Genomic DNA, 18,628 nt, shown 5'->3' with positions numbered 1-18,628 from the left:
ACTTATGCCTAGTTATTGCTTCAAGTTTAATCAATATCTGCCGCATCTTATATTTAGCGTGCTTTTTTTCTATGCAGCAAAATTAGCGATTTTAGGCGGCACTGGCGTTTATTTTGGGCTCGTGTTGGGCTTCTGGCTGCTGTATATTTTGGCGCAGTCTAACGTTCACCAAACTTGGTTTTATGGTATTACTGCCGTCATTAGTTTTTGTAGTGCATGGATGCTTCGGGAAAATTTATCTTTAATGTGGGTCTTGCTGTTGCCTGTTTTAATTTCGGCGCTTTATTGGGCGCGGCATACACATTTAACGCAATATAGCGCTTTTTTGCGCTGCACATTTCTGCTTGGTTTACTGGCTTTAGGCTACACCGAACAGCAAAGCCTTGTGCAACTCAAGCAACATTATGCCTCGTTTGAAACCGGCGAAACATGGCAAAAACTTGGCGCGTTATAATCGGCCGGCGAACTATTTCATCTTTTCTGAAGACTATAGCAAAAACAACATTAACCTAAGAATGACTTTTCTTTATACTGTTTGCCCTAAATGAGGCAAATGGACACATGCAACAATGAAAATTTTAGATGGTGGTGTAGGCCGAGAACTTGCACGACGCGGGGCACCATTTCGTCAGCCAGAATGGTCTGCTTTGGCATTATGGGAAGCCCCTGAAATTGTGAAAGATGTGCATCTTGACTTTATTCAGGCAGGTGCTGAAGTCATTACCACCAACAATTATGCGGTGGTGCCATTTCACATTGGGCAAGAACGTTTTGACGAACAAGTCCGTGAATTGGTTCAAGTTGCGATTGATCAAGCAAAATTAGCCGTACAAGAAAGTGGCAAGGATGTAAAAATTGCCGGCTGTTTACCGCCTTTATTTGGTTCGTACCGTGCCGATTTATTCCAAGAAGATCATGTAAAAGAGCTTGCGTTACCGATTATTGAAACCCTTGCACCTGCGGTCGATTTTTGGCTTGCAGAAACGCAATCTAGCTTAATTGAAGTTGAAATGGTGCATGGCTTGTTACCCAAAGATGGTAAAGCCTATTGGGTGTCTTTTACCCTTAACGATGTTTTACAGCAAGAACGCGCAACACTACGTTCGGGTGAAAACCTCGAACAAGCTGTGGCCGTGCTGCGTCGCATCGGTGCAGAAGCAGTGTTATTTAACTGCTGCCAACCTGAAGTGATTTTACAAGCCGTACAAGAAATTAAACAACTTGCGCCAGAACTGACCATTGGTGCCTATGCTAATGCATTTCCGCCACAAGATGAAAATGCCACCGCAAACGATGGTTTAGATGAGGTTCGTCCAGATTTAACCCCAGAATCTTATCTGCATTTTGCACAGCAATGGCAACAAGCAGGTGCAACACTTATTGGCGGTTGCTGTGGTATTACACCATCGCATATCGCACAACTTTCGGCATTTTTTAAAGAATAACCTTCATGTCCTCTGCAAAAATTGGTTTACTTTCTTTAACCGCCCTCGTCTTTAGTTCGATGGTTGGTTCTGGGGTTTTTAGCTTACCCCAAAATATGGCTGCGGTCGCAAATGGTTCTGCACTGCTAATTGCGTGGCTAATTACTGGCGTGGGAATCTTATTTTTAGCCTTTTCCTTGCTGTATTTGTCGCGTGAATATCCTGAACTGGATGGCGGGATTTATAACTATGCTCGCGCAGGCTTTGGCGAGCTGATTGGCTTTTGTTCGGCATGGGGCTATTGGCTCTGTACCACCATTGGTATTGTCGGTTACGTGGTGATTGCTTTTTCAAGTGTCGGCATGTTTACCGATCGCCCCGACCATATTATTTTTGGCGAAGGCAATACGCTGTATGCATTGATTGGCTCATCTATTTTTGTTTGGCTCATTCATTGGCTGGTCAGCCGTGGTATTAAAGAAGCAGCAGTGGTGAACTTAATTGCCACCATTGCTAAAATTGTACCGATGGTGGTGTTTATCGTCTTTGGTTTTATTGCCTTTAAACTGGATTTATTCAACAAAAACCTACTCGATTTCTCGCTTAAAGTGCCGCTGTGGCAGCAAGTGAAAGACTTAATGCTGATTACATTATGGGTATTTACCGGCATTGAAGGTGCTGTGGTGTTATCGTCACGGGCGCAGCGCCGCCACGATATTGGTAAAGCCACCGTTTTTGGGGTGTTGGTTGCGCTGGCCTTTTATGTCATGGTTACGGTTTTATCTTATGGGATTAGCGGCCGTGCCGATATTGCTGCAATGCATAATCCATCGATGGCAACCATTTTAACGCAACTGATTGGTTTACCCGGCACTATTATTATTACCGTGGGTTTGATTATTTCGGTGTCTTCGTCTTACTTAAGTTGGACGTTGTTTGCCACAGAAATTCCGTTCTTAGCGGCTAAAAATGGCGCTTTCCCAGCGGTGTTTTTAAAGACGAATGCCAATAATGTACCCATTTCATCGTTATGGTTGACCTCGGTTGTGGTGCAACTTTCATTAATTGCGGTGTGTTTCTTCAATAAAAACTATACCCAATTGTTGCTTATCTCATCTGTGATGATTTTACTGCCGTACTTTTTAGTTTCTGCATTTTATTTAAAAGAAGCCAGTAAAAAACGTCAGGCCAAACATATTGCCATTGCCTCGGTTGCAACTATTTATGCACTGTGGTTGTTATATGCCGCAGGCTTATCTTTGCTTGGACTTTCTGTGGCGTTATATGCCGCAGGTTTAATTATTTTCTTTTATAGTTATGCCCTGCACCGCAAAAAACAGTCAGCTTAGTTGACTGTTCGGCATAAAAAAACGGCTCAAGTTGAGCCGTTTTTTATGCGCTTTCAAGCTTATTTAAAACTTGCTTCATACGCTGCTGCTTTTTCGGTATCGAACTGTTTTTGCCATTTACTAATGACCAATACAGCCAATGCATTGCCGACCACGTTTAATGCAGTACGCGCCATGTCTAAAATACGGTCTACCCCTGCAATAAAGGCTAAGCCTTCTAATGGAATACCGACAGAACCTAAGGTTGCCAATAAAACCACAAATGACACACCCGGTACACCCGCAATACCTTTTGAGGTCACCATTAAGGTTAAGACCAGAATAATTTCTTGGCTCAAAGACAGCTCAATGCCGTAAAGCTGCGCAATAAAAATCGCCGCAATACTTTGGTACAGTGTCGAACCATCTAAGTTAAATGAATAACCGGTTGGCACCACAAAACTCGAAATCGCTTTTGGCGCACCATAAGCTTCCATTTTTTCCATAATACGTGGCAAAACGGTTTCCGAGCTTGCTGTTGAGTAGGCTAAAATCAATTCATCTTTTAAAATTTTGAACAAAGTAAAGATATTGAAGCCACAAATTTTGGCAACGCCACCCAAGACCACCACTGCAAAGAAGATGATCGCACCGTAAACCAACAGTACCAATTTTGCTAAAGGTAATAATGAAGCGAAACCAAAGGTGGTTACAGTCGCTGCAATCAATGCAAATACACCAATAGGTGCATAAAGCATAATCATGTGCGTCACTTTAAACATGGTTTCCGATACAGCTTTTAAAATATCTAATAAAGGCTGTTTGGTTTCGGCAGGCAGTGCCGCTAAACCAGTACCAAAAATCACCGAGAAGAAAATGATTGGTAGCATTGAACCACTGGCCATCGCGCTAAAAATATTCGACGGAATCAGCGATAAAATGGTTTGCATAAACCCATGTGCACCGGACTGCACTTCTTCAGTGGTGTGCTCGTATTGTGAAATATCCACCTTGTGTAATAAAGACATATCAATGCCTGCACCAGGATGGAATACGTTGGCACACAAAATACCTAACACAATGGCAACTGTGGTAATTAGTTCGAAGTAAACAATAGTTTTTACGCCTAAAATACCCAGTTTTTTCGAGTCACCAACGCCAGCAATACCTAAAATTAACGTTGAAATAACAATTGGTACCACAATCATTTTGATCAAATTAATAAAAATTTGACCTGCAGGTTTTAAAATATTACCCACCACATAGGCTTGATAATCTGGTTCATTATGTAGAACCGTACCCACAATAATACCCAATATAAGCGCAATTAAAATTTGCCAAGCAAGACTAATCTTTACTTTATTCATAGGCTAAAACCTTATACGATCTCGTTAATGAATGACAAAGTCAGTAGACAATAACAGCAGAAGATGAGAGAAAATAAAGCATATAAGTCGAAATCCAATTTCGAGGCCGCTCCATTAAAAACGCGACTAATGTACCCATAGGCTATTCTTTCGTCAACACAAAAATGTGTATCTAATAGCAATATTTTTTATAGTTTATATTTTACCCATACATTTCATGTATTTAATTTTATTTCTATAAAACAGTAACAATCATTTTATGCATATTTTTGTTGTTTTTATCAATAAAAGTATTTATATCAACCACTTCAATTTATTGAAACCATATCAGATTAAGCAGCAATCATCGGAAAAATATCTTACTAATAGAACCTGTTGCACGCACCAAAATTTTCACATTTTATGCGCAGATTTTTCCAACTGAATCGCTATAATACTGGCTTCAAATCAACATATTAAAATCTGAATTATGACCACGCTGAGCTGCTTTAAAGCCTACGATATTCGCGGAAAACTAGAAACTGAACTCAATGAAGAGATTGCTTATAAAATTGGACGCGCCTATGGGCAAATCTACCAACCAAAAACAGTGGTTGTAGGCTGTGATATCCGCCTCAGCAGTGAAAGCTTAAAGCAAGCGACCATTCAAGGCTTAAACGATGCTGGTGTCAATGTGCTTGACCTTGGCATGACGGGAACTGAAGAAGTTTATTTTGCAGCATTTCATTTAGATGTGCAGGGCGGCATTGAAGTGACTGCAAGCCACAATCCAATGGATTATAACGGCATGAAGTTGGTGCGTGAAAATGCACGTCCAATTAGCGCCGACACCGGTTTAAAAGAAATTCAAGCGCTCGCAGAAAGTAACCAATTTACCGAGGCTACCCATAAAGGCACAACGCAGGCGTACAATATTTTGCCTGAATTTGTCGAACACCTTTTAAGTTACATTCAACCTGAAAAAATCCGCCCATTGAAATTGATAGTCAATGCTGGCAATGGCGCGGCAGGTCATGTGATTGATGCATTAGAGCAACGCTTTGCCGATTTAAAGATTGCGGTTGAATTTATTAAGATTCACCACGAAGCCGATGGCAATTTCCCGAATGGCATTCCTAACCCATTGTTAATTGAAAACCGCGACAGCACTCGCCAAGCCGTGCTTGAACATGCTGCAGATATGGGCATTGCATGGGATGGCGATTTTGACCGCTGTTTCTTATTCGATGAAAAAGGTCAATTTATCGAAGGTTATTATATTGTGGGCTTACTTGCTCAAGCCTTCTTATTGCAACATCCGAATGAAAAAATTGTGCATGATCCACGTTTGGTTTGGAACACTGAACAAGTGGTACAAGCACATGGCGGCACAACGGTGCAATCTAAATCTGGGCATGCCTTTATTAAGCAAGTCATGCGCGAAGAAAATGCCATTTATGGCGGCGAGATGAGCGCCCATCATTATTTCCGCGATTTCGCCTATTGCGACAGCGGCATGATTCCATGGTTACTGACGACAGCATTGTTGTCGGAAACCAAGCAGTCTCTTTCTAGCTTAGTCGAAGAGATGATAGCAAACTTCCCATGTAGTGGTGAAATTAACTTTAAAGTGGCCGATAGCCAAGCGACCATTCAACGTATTTTTGATCATTATGCCGATCAAAACCCAAGCATTGATAAAACGGATGGTGTAAGTCTCGACTTTGGTGCATGGCGTGTTAACGTGCGTTCTTCAAATACCGAACCACTATTGCGTTTGAATATTGAAAGCCGCCGCGACCAAAATCCACGTCCAATGCAAAGTTATGTGGATGAGTTAACGCAATTAATTGAAGCCTAAAATTGAAAACCTAGGCAATAAAAAACTCGGCATCTGCCGAGTTTTTATTTTCAAGAACGACTTACTGATAACCTTGCGGATTCCGCTTTTGCCAATGCCAGCTATCGCGCAACATATCCTCTAAGCCAAATTTTGGCGTCCAGCCCAATTCAGCCACGGCGCGTTGGTTGTCTGAAAAACAGGTCGCAACATCACCGGCACGGCGCGGTGCAAATTCAAAAGGAATCGCAACACCATTCACCTGCTCAAAGCTATTTTTAATCTCTAATACCGAATAACCCTGCCCCGTGCCAATATTCCACGCTCGACATCCTGTATTTTCTAACCGGTTATTCAGTGCACATAAATGAGCATCGGCTAAATCAACCACATGGATATAGTCCCGTACACCTGTACCATCGACTGTGTCATAGTCTTGACCAAAAATGGATAATTTTTCGCGCTGCCCCACAGCCACTTGGGTTACATAAGGCATTAAATTGTTTGGAATACCTTGTGGGTCTTCGCCAATGCGGCCACTTTTATGTGCTCCAACTGGATTAAAATAACGCAATAGCGCAATCGACCAACGCGGTTCTGCTGCTGCTAATTTTTCAAGCATTTGCTCAATCACCAATTTAGTATAACCGTAGTTATTATTCGGCATGCCTGTCGGTAAATTTTCGTGTAATGGCGAAGCATGATCATCGCCATACACCGTCGCGGATGAACTGAACACTAATTTAAACACGTTGGCGCGCTGCATGGCTTTGAACAATTGAATGCTGCCAGCTAAATTATGCTCGAAATAATGTAGCGGAAATTGCTGGCTTTCACCAACAGCTTTTAAGCCGGCGAAATGAATCACTGCATCAATCTCATGCGCTGCAAAGATTTGATCTAAACTGGCTTCATCACGGATATCGGCTTCTATAAACGTAAGCGATTTAGAGGTCAGCTCTTGTACGCGCAGTAAAGATTCAACCCGACTATTGCTTAAATTATCAATCACCACCACGTCATGGTTAGCTTCTAATAAAGCAACACAGGTATGAGAGCCAATAAAACCGGCACCGCCTGTAACTAAAATTTTAGCCATTGCTCTTTCCTAATAAAATCTGTAATAAACCTTGAGTCGAGGAATCTAAACTCGAACAATCGACTGTTTCACCATTTAAAATAGGCAAGAGTTGATTGGCAATTTGTTTGCCTTTTTCAACCCCCCATTGGTCAAACGGATTAATATTCCAAAGTACCGATTGCACAAACACTTTATGCTCATAGCAAGCAATCAGCATCCCCAAACTATAGGGATTCAGTTCATCAACCAACAGCATAGAACTGGCTTGGTTGCCTTCGTACTGCTGATATTTTGGCAAGTGCTCTAATTCTGATGTATCCAAAGCTTGGTTACCAAAGGCCAATAAACGTGCTTGTGCTAAGCAGTTAGACAAGGCTAAATGATGCTGTTCCGTTAACGCCTGCGCATTATTTGCATAGGTAAACTGATCGGCATTGTAACGCTTCACGGGTGCAATAAAGTCACAACTGACAGCATGTGTGCCTTGGTGTAACAATTGATAAAAGGCATGTTGCGCATTCGGTCCCACTTCACCCCAAAGAATCGGGCAGGTTTGTGTGGTAACTGGCTGACCATTTCGTTGAGTCGATTTGCCATTCGACTCCATTTCTAACTGCTGCAAATATGAAGCAAAGTATTTTAAACGCCCATCGTACGGCAATACGGCATGGGTTTGCATATCTAAGAAATTCGTATTCCATGCGCCTAGCAAGCCCATGAGTACTGGAATATTTTGATCGAATGCGGTTTGCTGAAAATGCTGATCGATTGCATATGCACCCGCCAAAAATTGCCGGAATCCGGCCACACCAATATTTAATGCAATCGGCAAACCAATACATGACCACAAAGAATAACGGCCACCCACCCAATCCCAAAGCAGGAATTGTTTATCTTTAGCAATGCCCCATGCAGACATTTTTTCAGGTTTGGTCGATACACCCACAAAGTGGCTTTTTACCACTTTATCTTGGGTACCTAAGGCTTTTTCTAACCATAAACGCGCAGTTTGTGCATTCGATAAGGTATCAATGGTGCCAAATGATTTCGATGAAACAATAAACAAAGTAGTTTCAGGGCGTAATTGATGCAAAATATCGGAAAGCTGACTGCCATCCATCGTCGATACAAAATGCACCTGTAGGGGTTTGGCGGTTTTAATTTTAAAGTCAGACAAGGCATGGCTGGCCATTAATGGACCTAAGTCGGAACCACCTACCCCAATATTGACGACATCTTGAATGACTTCACCGGTCGAACCCCGATATTGTCCTGCATGGATTTTATCCACCAAGGCATACATGCGTTCAAGCTGCGCATGCACAGCACAAGCTAATTCTGGATGCTGATCATCTTGTACAGGCAAGCGCAGCGCCCAATGCATTGCCGCACGTTGTTCGGTGTAATTAATCGCTTCAGTTGAAAATAGGCGCTGAATCCAATGCCCTAATTGCTGTTGCTTCGCCCATTGCACCAAGTGGTTAATAATCTCTTTATTTACGCGCTGTTTACTGTAATCTAAAAATAAATCTTGATGGCGCACAGAAAAAGTTTCAAAGCGCGTTGGGTCATGTTCAAATAACGAAGTTAAATGCTGTGCTTTAAATTGAGTGACCAAATCGAGAAGGCACTGTTGAGACGATGGTTTTGGGTTAAACATAATCTGCTCCATCATTTTCTCCCCACGCCTTCATAAGCAAACCCTTGGGCTTTAACATAGGCCGGATCGTACACATTACGGCCATCTAAAATTAAGGGATGCTGCATACACTGCTGTAACTGCTTATAGTCCAAACTTAAATATTGTTTCCATGCGGTTAATAAACACAGCGCCGATGCGCCTTGCGCCGCTTCATACGGGTCTTCACATAAAATTAAATCATCCCGTGGGCCATATTGACGTGCAATCAACGGCAATGCTTGTGGATCATGCAATTGCACAATCGCACCTTGCGCCCAAAGTGCGGTTAACATGGCATGAATAGGCGAAAAATTCGTACGCGGAGTATTTTCTTTAAAAGAAGCCCCCCAAATTGCAATAATTTTGCCTTTGAGATCACATTGATAGTAATTCCATAATTTACGGAATAAAATTTCTTTTTGCTGCTCATTAATATCGAGCACTTGTTCTAATAACTGATTTTTAACCCCAGCTGCAGCAATGGTTTGCGATAAAGTTCGGACATCATGTAAGAAATTCTCCCCCCCAAAACCAACTCCCGCAGCCAAATAACTGCCACCAATTCGCGTATCTGCACCCATGCCTAAACGTACATTGGCAATATCCACACCCAAATCTTCAGCAACGACCGCCAAATCATTCATATAACTGATTCTTGTTGCCAGCATGCCTGAAATACTCAGCTTGGTAAATTCAGCATCGAGTATCGGCATAAATACATAATGATGATTGGCGCGATAAAAAGGACGCAATACTTCTTTAATTTGTATCTTCACATCGAGATGGTCAACACCAATCACCACATGACTTACCTGTAAAACACTTTGTATGGCATTACCTTCTTGCACCATATCGGGCAAATAACACCAATAGTCTTGTGGCAGTCGTTGTTGTAATAAGGTGGTACCATTTAAACCAAAACTCGAGCCGTTAATCATGAGTTTGGGATGAATAATCGGCTGCTGCTGCAAATACTCTAAAATTAAATCAAGTTGTTGTAATTCATTAGAATTAAAGGCGAAAAAATATGCTTCAACATCTAAGGGAATCTCATTCAAAGCACAAATCATTAAGCGTTTATTTTGTGATTGTGTCGCAATCAGTTGATTGACTGTTTTATCTTGATACTGAATCGCGCTGCTTTCATCATCTTTTGCAAAGGGGCACCAAGAAACAGCATGCCCATATTCTGCAAATAATCCCGCCATCACACCCGCATTTAATGTTGCTCCATAAACCGCGATTTTCATGGCTTGTTCTCTTTCTAAATTTTAAGTTCTTTAATCAAATCAATAAAGGGCTGCCCTAATTTAGGATGCGCAACACCATAATGCAAAACAGCTTTCAAATAGCCAAGCTTACTACCACAATCAAAAGTTTGCCCACACATGCGATAGGCTTCTACAGTTTCAGACTGCTGCAACATTGCAATCGCATCAGTTAACTGAATTTCATTGCCAGCACCACGCGGCGTCTGTTCAAGCAATGACATAATTTTAGCAGGCAACACATAACGGCCAATTACCGATAAGTTACTCGGTGCTTTACCAATTGCAGGTTTTTCTACAATGCCTTGCATCGCCTGACTTTCACCTTGTTCGGGAATAACTGCAACATCAACAATACCATATTGATCAACCAAATCTTCAGGTACAGCTTCAACCATAATTTGTGCCGCTTTCGACTGCGTATATTGTGCAATCATTTGTGCTAAATCATGGGTATTGGCATCATTTTTTACCAAAACGTCGGGTAACAGTACAGCAAATGGCTCATCGCCAACCACTTCTTTGGCGCAAAGCACTGCATGGCCTAAACCCAATGGCTGAGGCTGACGTACACTAATCACACGCACATGCTCAGGCACAATTTGGGTAATTTCAGCCAAAAGATCATATTTTTTCTTTTGTTCTAATGTGGTTTCCAGCTCAAAATTACGATCAAAATAATTTTCAATAGACGCTTTTGAACTGTGTGTCACTAAAATAATTTGTTCAATACCCACCGCAACAGCTTCTTTAACCACATATTCAATGGCAGGTCGGTCAACCACGGTCACCATTTCTTTAGGGATGGATTTACTTGCAGGTAAAAACCGTGTACCTAAACCTGCAACAGGAAGAATGGCTTTTTTAATCATAAAAATCTCTTTAAGATTTAGATTGTTTTGAAGAATCTGGACTATTCCCAGTAAATAAAGATGGACCAACATGACCTGGGGCATTGATGCCTTCTTTTTTAGACATCACCGCTACGGTTTTAAACATAATTTTAAAATCGACCCAAATATTGTGATGATCAACATACCAAACATCATATTTAAAGCGCTCTTCGTAATCGAGTTCATTACGACCACTAATTTGAGCAAGACCTGTCATTCCTGGGCGCACTTCTAAACGCCGTGCTTGTTCTGGGGTGTAGTGTGCCACAAACTCTTTCAGCATAGGCCGAGGACCCACAACACTCATATCACCTTTAATGACATTTAAAAGCTGTGGCATTTCATCTAAACTGGTGGAGCGTAATTTTTGTCCAAAAGGCGTAATCCGTTCTTCATCTGGCAAAGGATAACCTTGAGCATCTATCGCATCTTTCATCGATCTAAACTTCATCATTTTAAAAAGTTTGCCATTTTTACCTGGGCGTTCCTGATAAAAAAATATGGGCGAACCAAGATTCTTTTTTACCTTAAATGCAACGTATAAAAAGACCGGCAGCAAGATTGTAAATGCAATCGATGCAATAATGATATCGACTAAGCGCTTAAGCATATTCTGTTCCACAAAAACGAGTAAGACGACTAAATATGTTTACTCTTTCCTAGTTCTAAAATACATGTTTGGTTTAGCTTCTGCTTCATAGGGTCATGTACCCACCCCCACTTATTAAAATATTGTATCGCACTTTTAAGGTGAACTTTTAAAAGTTTTTTATTTTTATATGAACCTTGACTATGAACATGTGTGACTTGAGCCAATGGATAATATAAGCCACCAAATTGATTTACACATCTCCTAGATAAATCGATATCTTCCATGTACATAAAAAAACGCTCATCAAACCCCCCCAATTCTATTAATGGCTTCGATCTAAAAAACATAAAACAGCCCGATAGGTTTGGAACAGCACATGGTACAGAAGTATCATAATCTTTTAACAAATATTTTCGATCTAATATATTTGATATAAAAGGAATAAAGCGCCGTGCCAACAAATTTATTGGAGAGGGTAGTAGTCTTGCTCCAAATTGATTTGTACCATCTGGATAAATAATTTTAGGTAAAAATAAGCCTACATCCTTATTTTTTATAGCGAAGTCAACCAATAAATTAAAATCTTCCTGATCAAAATAAATATCTGGATTACAAATTAAGAAAAATTCACACTCATGTGCGAATCTTTTAATGGCAAGATTATGAGCACAGCCAAAACCATTATTTTTTTCTGATTTTATATAAAAAATACGAGGATCATTTAATTTTTCTACCCAATCACATTCATCATTATCAATGATAATTAAGCGGTTCAAGTATGGACTACAAAGTAAATTATTTATTGCATCAGAAACATCTTCATAAGCATGCTGATAAATTACTAATGATACATTAATTATTTTATTAATCATTTTTATCACCATTGTTGACTATTCCCAAAAAATTTGCCTTTATTAGTATTTTTAATAAATCTAACTTTGAACGGCTATTAAGAACAAGAATCAGTTGATAAAAAATATTTTTAGCAATCTCTCTTACACCTAAAACCAATGGAGTATGAGTACATTTAGCAAGCCAATATGCATTACGAATTCGAAAAAAAATTCTATTTTTTGAATACATTGGAATTCTAAGAGAAACAAAAGAAATAAAATCATCCCCTATATTATGCTTTAAAATAGCTTTTTGAGAAATAAAGTTACGATATCCTTTATGAATAGCTCTTAGGCACCACTCGGTATCAATGTAATCAATAAAATATGCCTCATTCATTCGACCTACATCTTTTAGCACTTTAGTTTCGACCAAACAACCAGATGAAATAACTAAAGAAGTTTCTATTGGAGCGTGTTGGCTTCGGTTAACTAAAGCAAGCCGCTTTCCCCAGCGGTTAATTTTAATCGGCTTGTAGTAGTGCTGGTCTTTAACATCAAAAACTCTTGGACCCAACACGCCTAAATTGATAGTACTTTTTTTAAGAGTCTTATAATCAGCAATCATACTCTGAACAAATATTTCATCTACAGCACTGTCTTGATCAAAAAAGAAAATTAGATCCGTATCATGAAGTATTGCTTGTTCAATTCCATAATTTTGAGCAGCGGCTAACCCTTTGTTTTCTTCTAATTGAGTGAAAAAACTTATCTTTGAAAGTTTATTTGCCAACCCATCTCTTTTATGGGAACAATTATCAATTATAAAAACAAAATTTACACATCCCTTTATAGTTTCCACCAAATCTAATAAAATGGATTCTATTGGGTTATAAGTCACAATGACGACAGCTATTTTCATTCACTTACTAAAATAAATTCTTTTAGAAATTATAACAGTTTTAGCCCCACATAGCACTTTAAAAAAATAACAGATCATAGTAATAAAAGATGCTGTTTTCTGATAAAATTCATACAATCGCATATGCAACTTAAATTTGAAAATGTTCTATAAGTCCACATTTCATGAATTTATTCATGCCTTTAAGCACCCACATCAATGGCTTCTTCTAGCGTGGTTTGACATCAAACAACGCTATCGCCGTTCAGTTTTAGGCCCATTTTGGATCACTATTAGTACAGCAATTCTGATTTCTGCTTTAGGCTTACTCTGGTCCACACTATTTAAAATGCCTTTAGCAGAATATTTACCTTACTTTGCTGTTGGCAATATTTTATGGGTGTTTATTTCAACGCAATTTAATGAATCTACAATAGGATTTATTAATTTTACCCATATTATTAAACAACATAGACTTCCCTATCCAAGTTATATACTCAGACAACTTTCACAAAATATTATTATTTTTTTGCATAATTTTATTTTAATTTTTATTATTATTAGCTTTTCAATTTATGATTGGAGCTGGAAAACATTAATTGCAATCCCTGGTTTTATATTGTTAGCCGCTGTTACTTTTTTTTGCTCATTTATCTTTGCTATTCTTAGTACAAGATACCGTGATTTAGCACCTATTATTCAAAATATGATTATGGTTGCTTATTTTATGACACCTATTATGTGGCAGGAAAAAACTTTACCAGAAAAATACCATTGGATTATTCATTTTAATCCCTTTGCACACCTGATTAGTTTAGTCCGTCAACCTTTACTCGGAAGTGCCCCATCTTTACTCAACTGGCTAGTTTCTATCTTTCTTCTCCTCGCAACAATACTTATTTCATATTCATTATTAAACAAATCTAGAAATCGTATTGCATATTGGTTATAACTTATGTCTGATGCTCATATTATCCTAAATCATGTCTCTGTGGCTTTTCCAATTTACAATACGTCTAATCGTTCACTCAAAAAACGTGTTTTAAATGCTGCAACAGGAGGAAAAATTGCTTCTGATTCCAGTAAAAAGGTCGTTATTCAGTCTTTAACTGACATTAATTTAAATATCCAAAAAGGGGATAAAATTGGCTTAATTGGACACAATGGTGCAGGAAAATCTACTTTATTACGTGTTTTTTCAGGTGTTTATTCGCCATCTTCAGGTAGTATTGACGTACAAGGGAAAGTCGTCTCCTTACTTGATATTAGTGTGGGTTTAGATGGTGAATCTACAGGCTTTGAGAATATCATGCTTCGTGGCGTGCTTTTAGGATTTTCACCCAAAGAAATCGAACAAAAAATAAATGATATTGCTGAGTTTAGTGAACTTGGAGATTTCTTAAATATGCCTATCCGCACCTATTCTAGTGGTATGGTTATGCGTTTAGCCTTTTCTATTATTACAAGCTTTCCTGCGGATATTATTTTAATGGATGAATGGCTTTCTGTGGGTGATGCTAATTTTAGCCAAAAAGCAAAGAAAAGACTGCAAGATATGGTTGAAAAATCCTCTATTTTAATTATCGCCTCACACGACCCCGATATGATTAATCGGCTATGCAACAAGGTAATTACACTTGAGCACGGTTCAATTCAAACTATTCACGAAATTTGATTAGGTAAGCTTATGTCTCTTAAATCTTTTTTAAATAAATGCTTTATAAAATCTTTTTTACTTACGTATAATGGATATAAATCTTATAAAGAATATCTAAAAACTAAAAAATACACAAAAGTCCAATTTGCTAATAATTTTAATGGTGGGCCAGTCTTACTCTTAGCCTTATATGAAAAAGAAAAACTTCGTGAAGATATTATTAATTTATTACAAGCTGCTAAAAATCAAGGTTTATATATTCTTGCTGTAAATACCCTAAAAATATTACCAGAAAATTATAGATCTGACCTTATTGATGTTTATATAGAAAAAGATAATTTTGGGCGTGATTTTGGAAGTTACAAATGTGGAATGAAATATCTTTATGACAATAAAATTTCAGAAGACCTTTCTCGCCTTTTAATTTTGAATGATAGTTTATTTTATTCTAAAAAAAATCTAGAGATTTTCCTTAATAACTTGATCAAGTCTAACATTGATGTATTAGGTGCAACAGAAAATTATGAAATATCTCATCATCTAGGTTCATTTTGTATTTCCATAAACAACCATATAATGAATCATCCAAAGCTTATTAATTATTGGAAGAACTATAAAAACACTAATACTCGCCCTTTAGTTATTAAAAATGGAGAAATGGCTTTAACCAATGTATTAAAAAGCTTAACTAATATGGATTGTGGTTTTAAAGCCTATTATGATAGTCAATTCCTAGAAAAAAACTTATTAAATAATGAGGATTATTTTAAAAATTACTACAAATTCAAACGACAAGGTACAAATAAAAAATTTTGGAATTATCAAACAATCACAGAATCTTTCGAACAAAATATATCCATTAAAACAGCTATAAAGAAATATTTAAATTTAAAAGCGAAAAAGTTAAAGGCACAAGAAATAGAAGATTTTTTTAATTCTTATGATTTCTCTCCATCTAAAGAAAACACAATACTAAAAAGACAAATTATCGGTGTATATGTATCCGATTTTATACAAGGATCCCAAATCCACAATAATTGCATACAACTTGTTTATTTAGGATTACCAATTATTAAATTAGACTTATTATTCAGAGACGTTTGTAGTATTCAAGATATCTTACTTATTCAAAGTCTATTAGACCCCTCTGAGAAGGATCATTTTTATCGCATGTTAATCAACAAACCTTCTGGATCTAAAAACTTAAGAGGGATCAATCTAATTAATTTTTCCCATGGCTTTATCTAATAAATATTTAGGCTACTGCATTCACTCATTCAAAATAAATGTAGTAGCCTTTTGTCTTGTGAGTTTAAAAGATATTTTGTATATTTTTCATCATTTGAAATGTTGCAGCCAACTTATCTTTATCCGTTAACTTCAATTCCAAACCATTTTCAATTGGCCACTCAATCCCAACCTCAGCATCATCCCACACTATGCTTCTTTCACACTCTTTAGAGTAATAATTCGTGGTTTTATATAAAAACTGCGTATTGTCTTCAAGCGCAATAAAGCCATGCGCAAAACCCGCAGGAATCCAGAACTGCTTATGGTTTTCACCGGTCAGCTCAACCCCAACCCACTGTCCAAAAGTTTCTGAATCTTGGCGAATATCTACGGCTACATCCCACGCGCGACCTTGTACAACTCGCACCAACTTACCTTGCGCATGCGGATTTAACTGATAGTGCAAACCACGCAACACCCCTTTTTGTGAATAGGAATGATTGTCTTGCACAAACTTCGGAACATCTAAGCCACGTTCAGTTAATGCATTTTCAAAATTCTGTTGGTTAAAACTTTCCATAAACCAACCACGGTCATCTGCAAAAACACGAGGCTCCAAAATCAACAAGCCTTTTATTTTAGTTTCAATAATATTCATGACAACAACTCAATCTTAGACGTTATAAAGCACCTTTCTGACATCACTCCAAAAAGGTGCTCACGATATTTCGCTTAATCTTAGGCTTTTTTCAGATGCTCTTGGTGTAGCTTCAGTAAATACTGACCATAACCGGTCTTTTTGTAGTATTCACCTTGTGCTTTTAATTGATCAGCATTAATCCAACCATTGCTAAAAGCAATCTCTTCTAAGCTTGCCACTTTTAAACCTTGACGGTGTTCAATGGTTTGTACAAACTGACTCGCTTCAAGCAATGAGTCATGCGTACCAGTATCTAACCACGCAAAACCACGCCCCAGTACTTCAACATTTAAACGTTGTTGCTCGAGATAAACGTTATTTACATCGGTAATTTCTAACTCACCACGGTGTGAGGGTTTAATGTTCTTGGCAATTTCGACCACGCTATTGTCATAGAAATATAAACCAGTTACAGCATAGTTTGACTTCGGTTGTTCAGGTTTCTCTTCAATGTTGAGTGCTTTACCTGAAGCATCAAAGTCAACCACGCCAAAACGCTCAGGGTCATTCACATAATAACCAAACACCGTAGCACCAGACTCTTGAGCTGCTGCACGCTTTAATTGCTCACTAAAATGCTGACCATAGAAAATATTGTCGCCTAAAATGAGCGTAACATTATCTTGACCAATAAATTCTTCACCCAAAATAAAGGCTTGCGCCAAACCATCTGGAGAGGGTTGTACTTTATAAGAAAGTTTAATGCCAAGCTTTTCACCTGTACCCAATAATTTTTCAAAATTCGGTAAATCTTCAGGCGTTGAAATAATTAAAATTTCATGAATCCCCGCCAACATCAAAACTGACAATGGATAATAAATCATTGGCTTATCATAAATCGGTAGTAACTGTTTTGAGGTCCCCATGGTAATTGGGTATAGGCGTGTACCCGAACCACCAGCCAGAATAATCCCTTTACGGTTTACTTGAGTCATTGAATAATTTCCTCTAAAGCTTGAGTCACACCCACTTTCCAATCCGGCAAATGGAGTTGGAAATTGTGTTGTAATTTATGGGTATTTAAACGTGAATTAAGTGGACGTTTGGCAGGGGTTGGATACGCTGTGGTTGCAATCGGATTGACTTGCTTCACCAACAAATCTTGCCCTTTTTGTTGCGCAGTTGCAAAAATAAACTGTGCATAGTCATACCACGAGGTTTCGCCTTGTGGCGCAAGGTGATAATGCCCGTGCAGTTGTTGCTGTGCTTCACGACTTTGTAATAGATAAAAACGTAAGGCTTGAGCGGTGACATCCGCAATCAAGGCTGCACCAGTCGGTACGCCTATTTGATCTGCAATAATATTTAACTCTTCACGTGACTGAGCAAGCTTGAGCATGGTTTTAATAAAATTATGCCCACGGGATGCATAGACCCAACAGGTTCTAAAGTTCAGAAAATCGACATTGCTTTGCTCGATGGCCACTTCACCCGCACGCTTGGTATTAGCATAAACACCTATCGGTGCAGTTTGGTCGTCTTCTTGCCAAGCGGTTGTGCCTTCACCACTAAATACATAATCCGTAGAGTAATGCACCAACAATGCCTGATGTGTTTGACATTGCACTGCCAAGTGCTTCACCGCCAAATGATTAATTAAATCGGCTTGTTCAACATCAGACTCTGCCTGATCAACCGCAGTATATGCTGTGGCATTCACCACAATATTGGGCTGAATTTGTGCTATAGCCATTGAAATAGCATCAAAATTTGCAACATCACCACTTAAGCCACTCAGTGAATCAAGATGTCGATCCAGTGCAATCACCTCACCTAAGGGCTGTAATGCACGTTGCAACTCCCAACCCACTTGGCCATTTTTACCGAGTAATAAAATCTTCATAAATAACTCGG

The 18,628-nt window shown here is 38.7% G+C and carries 18 protein-coding genes; 7 read left to right on the top strand and 11 right to left on the bottom strand.

Annotated features, from left to right (window positions below; all coding sequences use genetic code 11):
- Positions 1-4 precede the first annotated feature (4 nt).
- The 3 genes from I2F62_RS08865 (at position 5) to I2F62_RS08855 (ending at position 2,773) form a co-directional block, all read left to right on the top strand.
- The gene (locus tag I2F62_RS08865) at positions 5-454 is read left to right on the top strand and encodes a hypothetical protein (RefSeq protein WP_324626657.1); all 450 of its coding nucleotides are present in this window, start codon (positions 5-7) and stop codon (positions 452-454) included.
- 115 nt (positions 455-569) lie between these two features.
- Positions 570-1,445, top strand: coding sequence for a homocysteine S-methyltransferase family protein (locus I2F62_RS08860; protein ID WP_324626656.1), 876 nt, complete (start codon positions 570-572; stop codon positions 1,443-1,445).
- A 5-nt stretch (positions 1,446-1,450) separates the two neighbouring features.
- Positions 1,451-2,773 carry a basic amino acid/polyamine antiporter gene (locus tag I2F62_RS08855; RefSeq protein WP_324626655.1) on the top strand — a complete coding sequence of 441 codons (1,323 nt, stop codon included), beginning with the start codon at positions 1,451-1,453 and terminating at the stop codon, positions 2,771-2,773.
- A gap of 59 nt (positions 2,774-2,832) precedes the next feature.
- Here I2F62_RS08855 and gltP read toward each other — a convergent pair whose 3' ends face one another.
- Positions 2,833-4,119, bottom strand: coding sequence for a glutamate/aspartate:proton symporter GltP (gene gltP, locus I2F62_RS08850; RefSeq protein ID WP_324626654.1), 1,287 nt, complete (start codon positions 4,117-4,119; stop codon positions 2,833-2,835).
- Between the two features lie 469 nt (positions 4,120-4,588).
- Between gltP and I2F62_RS08845 the strand changes: the two genes are divergently transcribed.
- Complete coding sequence (locus I2F62_RS08845; RefSeq protein ID WP_324626653.1) at positions 4,589-5,959, top strand: phosphomannomutase CpsG; 1,371 nt, start codon at positions 4,589-4,591, stop codon at positions 5,957-5,959.
- A 61-nt stretch (positions 5,960-6,020) separates the two neighbouring features.
- Here I2F62_RS08845 and galE read toward each other — a convergent pair whose 3' ends face one another.
- From galE to I2F62_RS08810, 7 genes are read right to left on the bottom strand one after another with little or no spacing between them, the layout of a single operon-like run.
- On the bottom strand, positions 6,021-7,037 hold the full coding sequence (galE, locus tag I2F62_RS08840) for a UDP-glucose 4-epimerase GalE (RefSeq protein ID WP_324626652.1): 1,017 nt from the start codon (positions 7,035-7,037) through the stop codon (positions 6,021-6,023).
- A complete protein-coding gene (gene pgi, locus I2F62_RS08835; RefSeq protein WP_324626651.1) occupies positions 7,030-8,679 on the bottom strand; it encodes a glucose-6-phosphate isomerase in 1,650 nt (549 codons plus the stop codon). Before pgi ends, galE begins: the two co-directional genes overlap by 8 nt.
- A gap of 11 nt (positions 8,680-8,690) precedes the next feature.
- Positions 8,691-9,950, bottom strand: coding sequence for a UDP binding domain-containing protein (locus I2F62_RS08830; RefSeq protein ID WP_324626650.1), 1,260 nt, complete (start codon positions 9,948-9,950; stop codon positions 8,691-8,693).
- 14 nt (positions 9,951-9,964) lie between these two features.
- Positions 9,965-10,840 carry a UTP--glucose-1-phosphate uridylyltransferase GalU gene (galU, locus tag I2F62_RS08825; RefSeq protein ID WP_324626649.1) on the bottom strand — a complete coding sequence of 292 codons (876 nt, stop codon included), beginning with the start codon at positions 10,838-10,840 and terminating at the stop codon, positions 9,965-9,967.
- A gap of 10 nt (positions 10,841-10,850) precedes the next feature.
- Positions 10,851-11,471, bottom strand: coding sequence for a sugar transferase (locus tag I2F62_RS08820; protein ID WP_324626648.1), 621 nt, complete (start codon positions 11,469-11,471; stop codon positions 10,851-10,853).
- Between the two features lie 29 nt (positions 11,472-11,500).
- The gene (locus tag I2F62_RS08815) at positions 11,501-12,325 is read right to left on the bottom strand and encodes a glycosyltransferase (protein WP_324626647.1); all 825 of its coding nucleotides are present in this window, start codon (positions 12,323-12,325) and stop codon (positions 11,501-11,503) included.
- Positions 12,318-13,208, bottom strand: coding sequence for a glycosyltransferase family 2 protein (locus I2F62_RS08810; protein WP_324626646.1), 891 nt, complete (start codon positions 13,206-13,208; stop codon positions 12,318-12,320). Before I2F62_RS08810 ends, I2F62_RS08815 begins: the two co-directional genes overlap by 8 nt.
- A 142-nt stretch (positions 13,209-13,350) precedes the next feature.
- Between I2F62_RS08810 and I2F62_RS08805 the strand changes: the two genes are divergently transcribed.
- From I2F62_RS08805 to I2F62_RS08795, 3 genes are read left to right on the top strand one after another with little or no spacing between them, the layout of a single operon-like run.
- Positions 13,351-14,139, top strand: coding sequence for an ABC transporter permease (locus I2F62_RS08805; RefSeq protein ID WP_324626682.1), 789 nt, complete (start codon positions 13,351-13,353; stop codon positions 14,137-14,139).
- Between the two features lie 3 nt (positions 14,140-14,142).
- A complete protein-coding gene (locus I2F62_RS08800; protein ID WP_324626645.1) occupies positions 14,143-14,862 on the top strand; it encodes an ABC transporter ATP-binding protein in 720 nt (239 codons plus the stop codon).
- A 12-nt stretch (positions 14,863-14,874) separates the two neighbouring features.
- Entirely contained in the window at positions 14,875-16,092 is a 1,218-nt protein-coding gene (locus tag I2F62_RS08795) for a rhamnan synthesis F family protein (RefSeq protein WP_324626644.1), read from the top strand.
- Between the two features lie 64 nt (positions 16,093-16,156).
- Here I2F62_RS08795 and rfbC read toward each other — a convergent pair whose 3' ends face one another.
- From rfbC to rfbD, 3 genes are all read right to left on the bottom strand, one after another.
- On the bottom strand, positions 16,157-16,732 hold the full coding sequence (rfbC, locus tag I2F62_RS08790) for a dTDP-4-dehydrorhamnose 3,5-epimerase (RefSeq protein WP_324626643.1): 576 nt from the start codon (positions 16,730-16,732) through the stop codon (positions 16,157-16,159).
- An 80-nt stretch (positions 16,733-16,812) separates the two neighbouring features.
- Positions 16,813-17,709, bottom strand: a complete 897-nt coding sequence (gene rfbA, locus I2F62_RS08785) for a glucose-1-phosphate thymidylyltransferase RfbA (protein ID WP_324626642.1) — start codon at positions 17,707-17,709, stop codon at positions 16,813-16,815.
- The gene (gene rfbD / locus I2F62_RS08780; RefSeq protein ID WP_324626641.1) at positions 17,706-18,617 is read right to left on the bottom strand and encodes a dTDP-4-dehydrorhamnose reductase; all 912 of its coding nucleotides are present in this window, start codon (positions 18,615-18,617) and stop codon (positions 17,706-17,708) included. The genes rfbA and rfbD overlap by 4 nt, the downstream gene beginning before the upstream one ends.
- Between the last annotated feature and the right edge of the window lie 11 nt (positions 18,618-18,628).

This window comes from Acinetobacter sp. MD2(2019) (genome assembly GCF_035615615.1).
Classification (GTDB): Bacteria; Pseudomonadota; Gammaproteobacteria; order Pseudomonadales; family Moraxellaceae; genus Acinetobacter.
This window is presented reverse-complemented; position numbering and strand designations above follow the sequence as displayed.

Bases quoted from the DNA above. Each gene is read 5' to 3' on its own strand.
- I2F62_RS08855 (WP_324626655.1), top strand. From the start codon at position 1,451: ATGTCCTCTGCAAAAATTGGTTTACTTTCTTTAACCGCCCTCGTCTTT.
- galU (WP_324626649.1), bottom strand. From the start codon at position 10,840: ATGATTAAAAAAGCCATTCTTCCTGTTGCAGGTTTAGGTACACGGTTT.
- I2F62_RS08845 (WP_324626653.1), top strand. From the start codon at position 4,589: ATGACCACGCTGAGCTGCTTTAAAGCCTACGATATTCGCGGAAAACTA.
- rfbC (WP_324626643.1), bottom strand. From the start codon at position 16,732: ATGAATATTATTGAAACTAAAATAAAAGGCTTGTTGATTTTGGAGCCT.
- rfbA (WP_324626642.1), bottom strand. From the start codon at position 17,709: ATGACTCAAGTAAACCGTAAAGGGATTATTCTGGCTGGTGGTTCGGGT.
- I2F62_RS08830 (WP_324626650.1), bottom strand. From the start codon at position 9,950: ATGAAAATCGCGGTTTATGGAGCAACATTAAATGCGGGTGTGATGGCG.
- I2F62_RS08815 (WP_324626647.1), bottom strand. From the start codon at position 12,325: ATGATTAATAAAATAATTAATGTATCATTAGTAATTTATCAGCATGCT.
- I2F62_RS08800 (WP_324626645.1), top strand. From the start codon at position 14,143: ATGTCTGATGCTCATATTATCCTAAATCATGTCTCTGTGGCTTTTCCA.
- rfbD (WP_324626641.1), bottom strand. From the start codon at position 18,617: ATGAAGATTTTATTACTCGGTAAAAATGGCCAAGTGGGTTGGGAGTTG.
- I2F62_RS08820 (WP_324626648.1), bottom strand. From the start codon at position 11,471: ATGCTTAAGCGCTTAGTCGATATCATTATTGCATCGATTGCATTTACA.
- I2F62_RS08795 (WP_324626644.1), top strand. From the start codon at position 14,875: ATGTCTCTTAAATCTTTTTTAAATAAATGCTTTATAAAATCTTTTTTA.
- galE (WP_324626652.1), bottom strand. From the start codon at position 7,037: ATGGCTAAAATTTTAGTTACAGGCGGTGCCGGTTTTATTGGCTCTCAT.
- pgi (WP_324626651.1), bottom strand. From the start codon at position 8,679: ATGTTTAACCCAAAACCATCGTCTCAACAGTGCCTTCTCGATTTGGTC.
- I2F62_RS08810 (WP_324626646.1), bottom strand. From the start codon at position 13,208: ATGAAAATAGCTGTCGTCATTGTGACTTATAACCCAATAGAATCCATT.
- I2F62_RS08865 (WP_324626657.1), top strand. From the start codon at position 5: ATGCCTAGTTATTGCTTCAAGTTTAATCAATATCTGCCGCATCTTATA.
- gltP (WP_324626654.1), bottom strand. From the start codon at position 4,119: ATGAATAAAGTAAAGATTAGTCTTGCTTGGCAAATTTTAATTGCGCTT.
- I2F62_RS08860 (WP_324626656.1), top strand. From the start codon at position 570: ATGAAAATTTTAGATGGTGGTGTAGGCCGAGAACTTGCACGACGCGGG.
- I2F62_RS08805 (WP_324626682.1), top strand. From the start codon at position 13,351: ATGTTCTATAAGTCCACATTTCATGAATTTATTCATGCCTTTAAGCAC.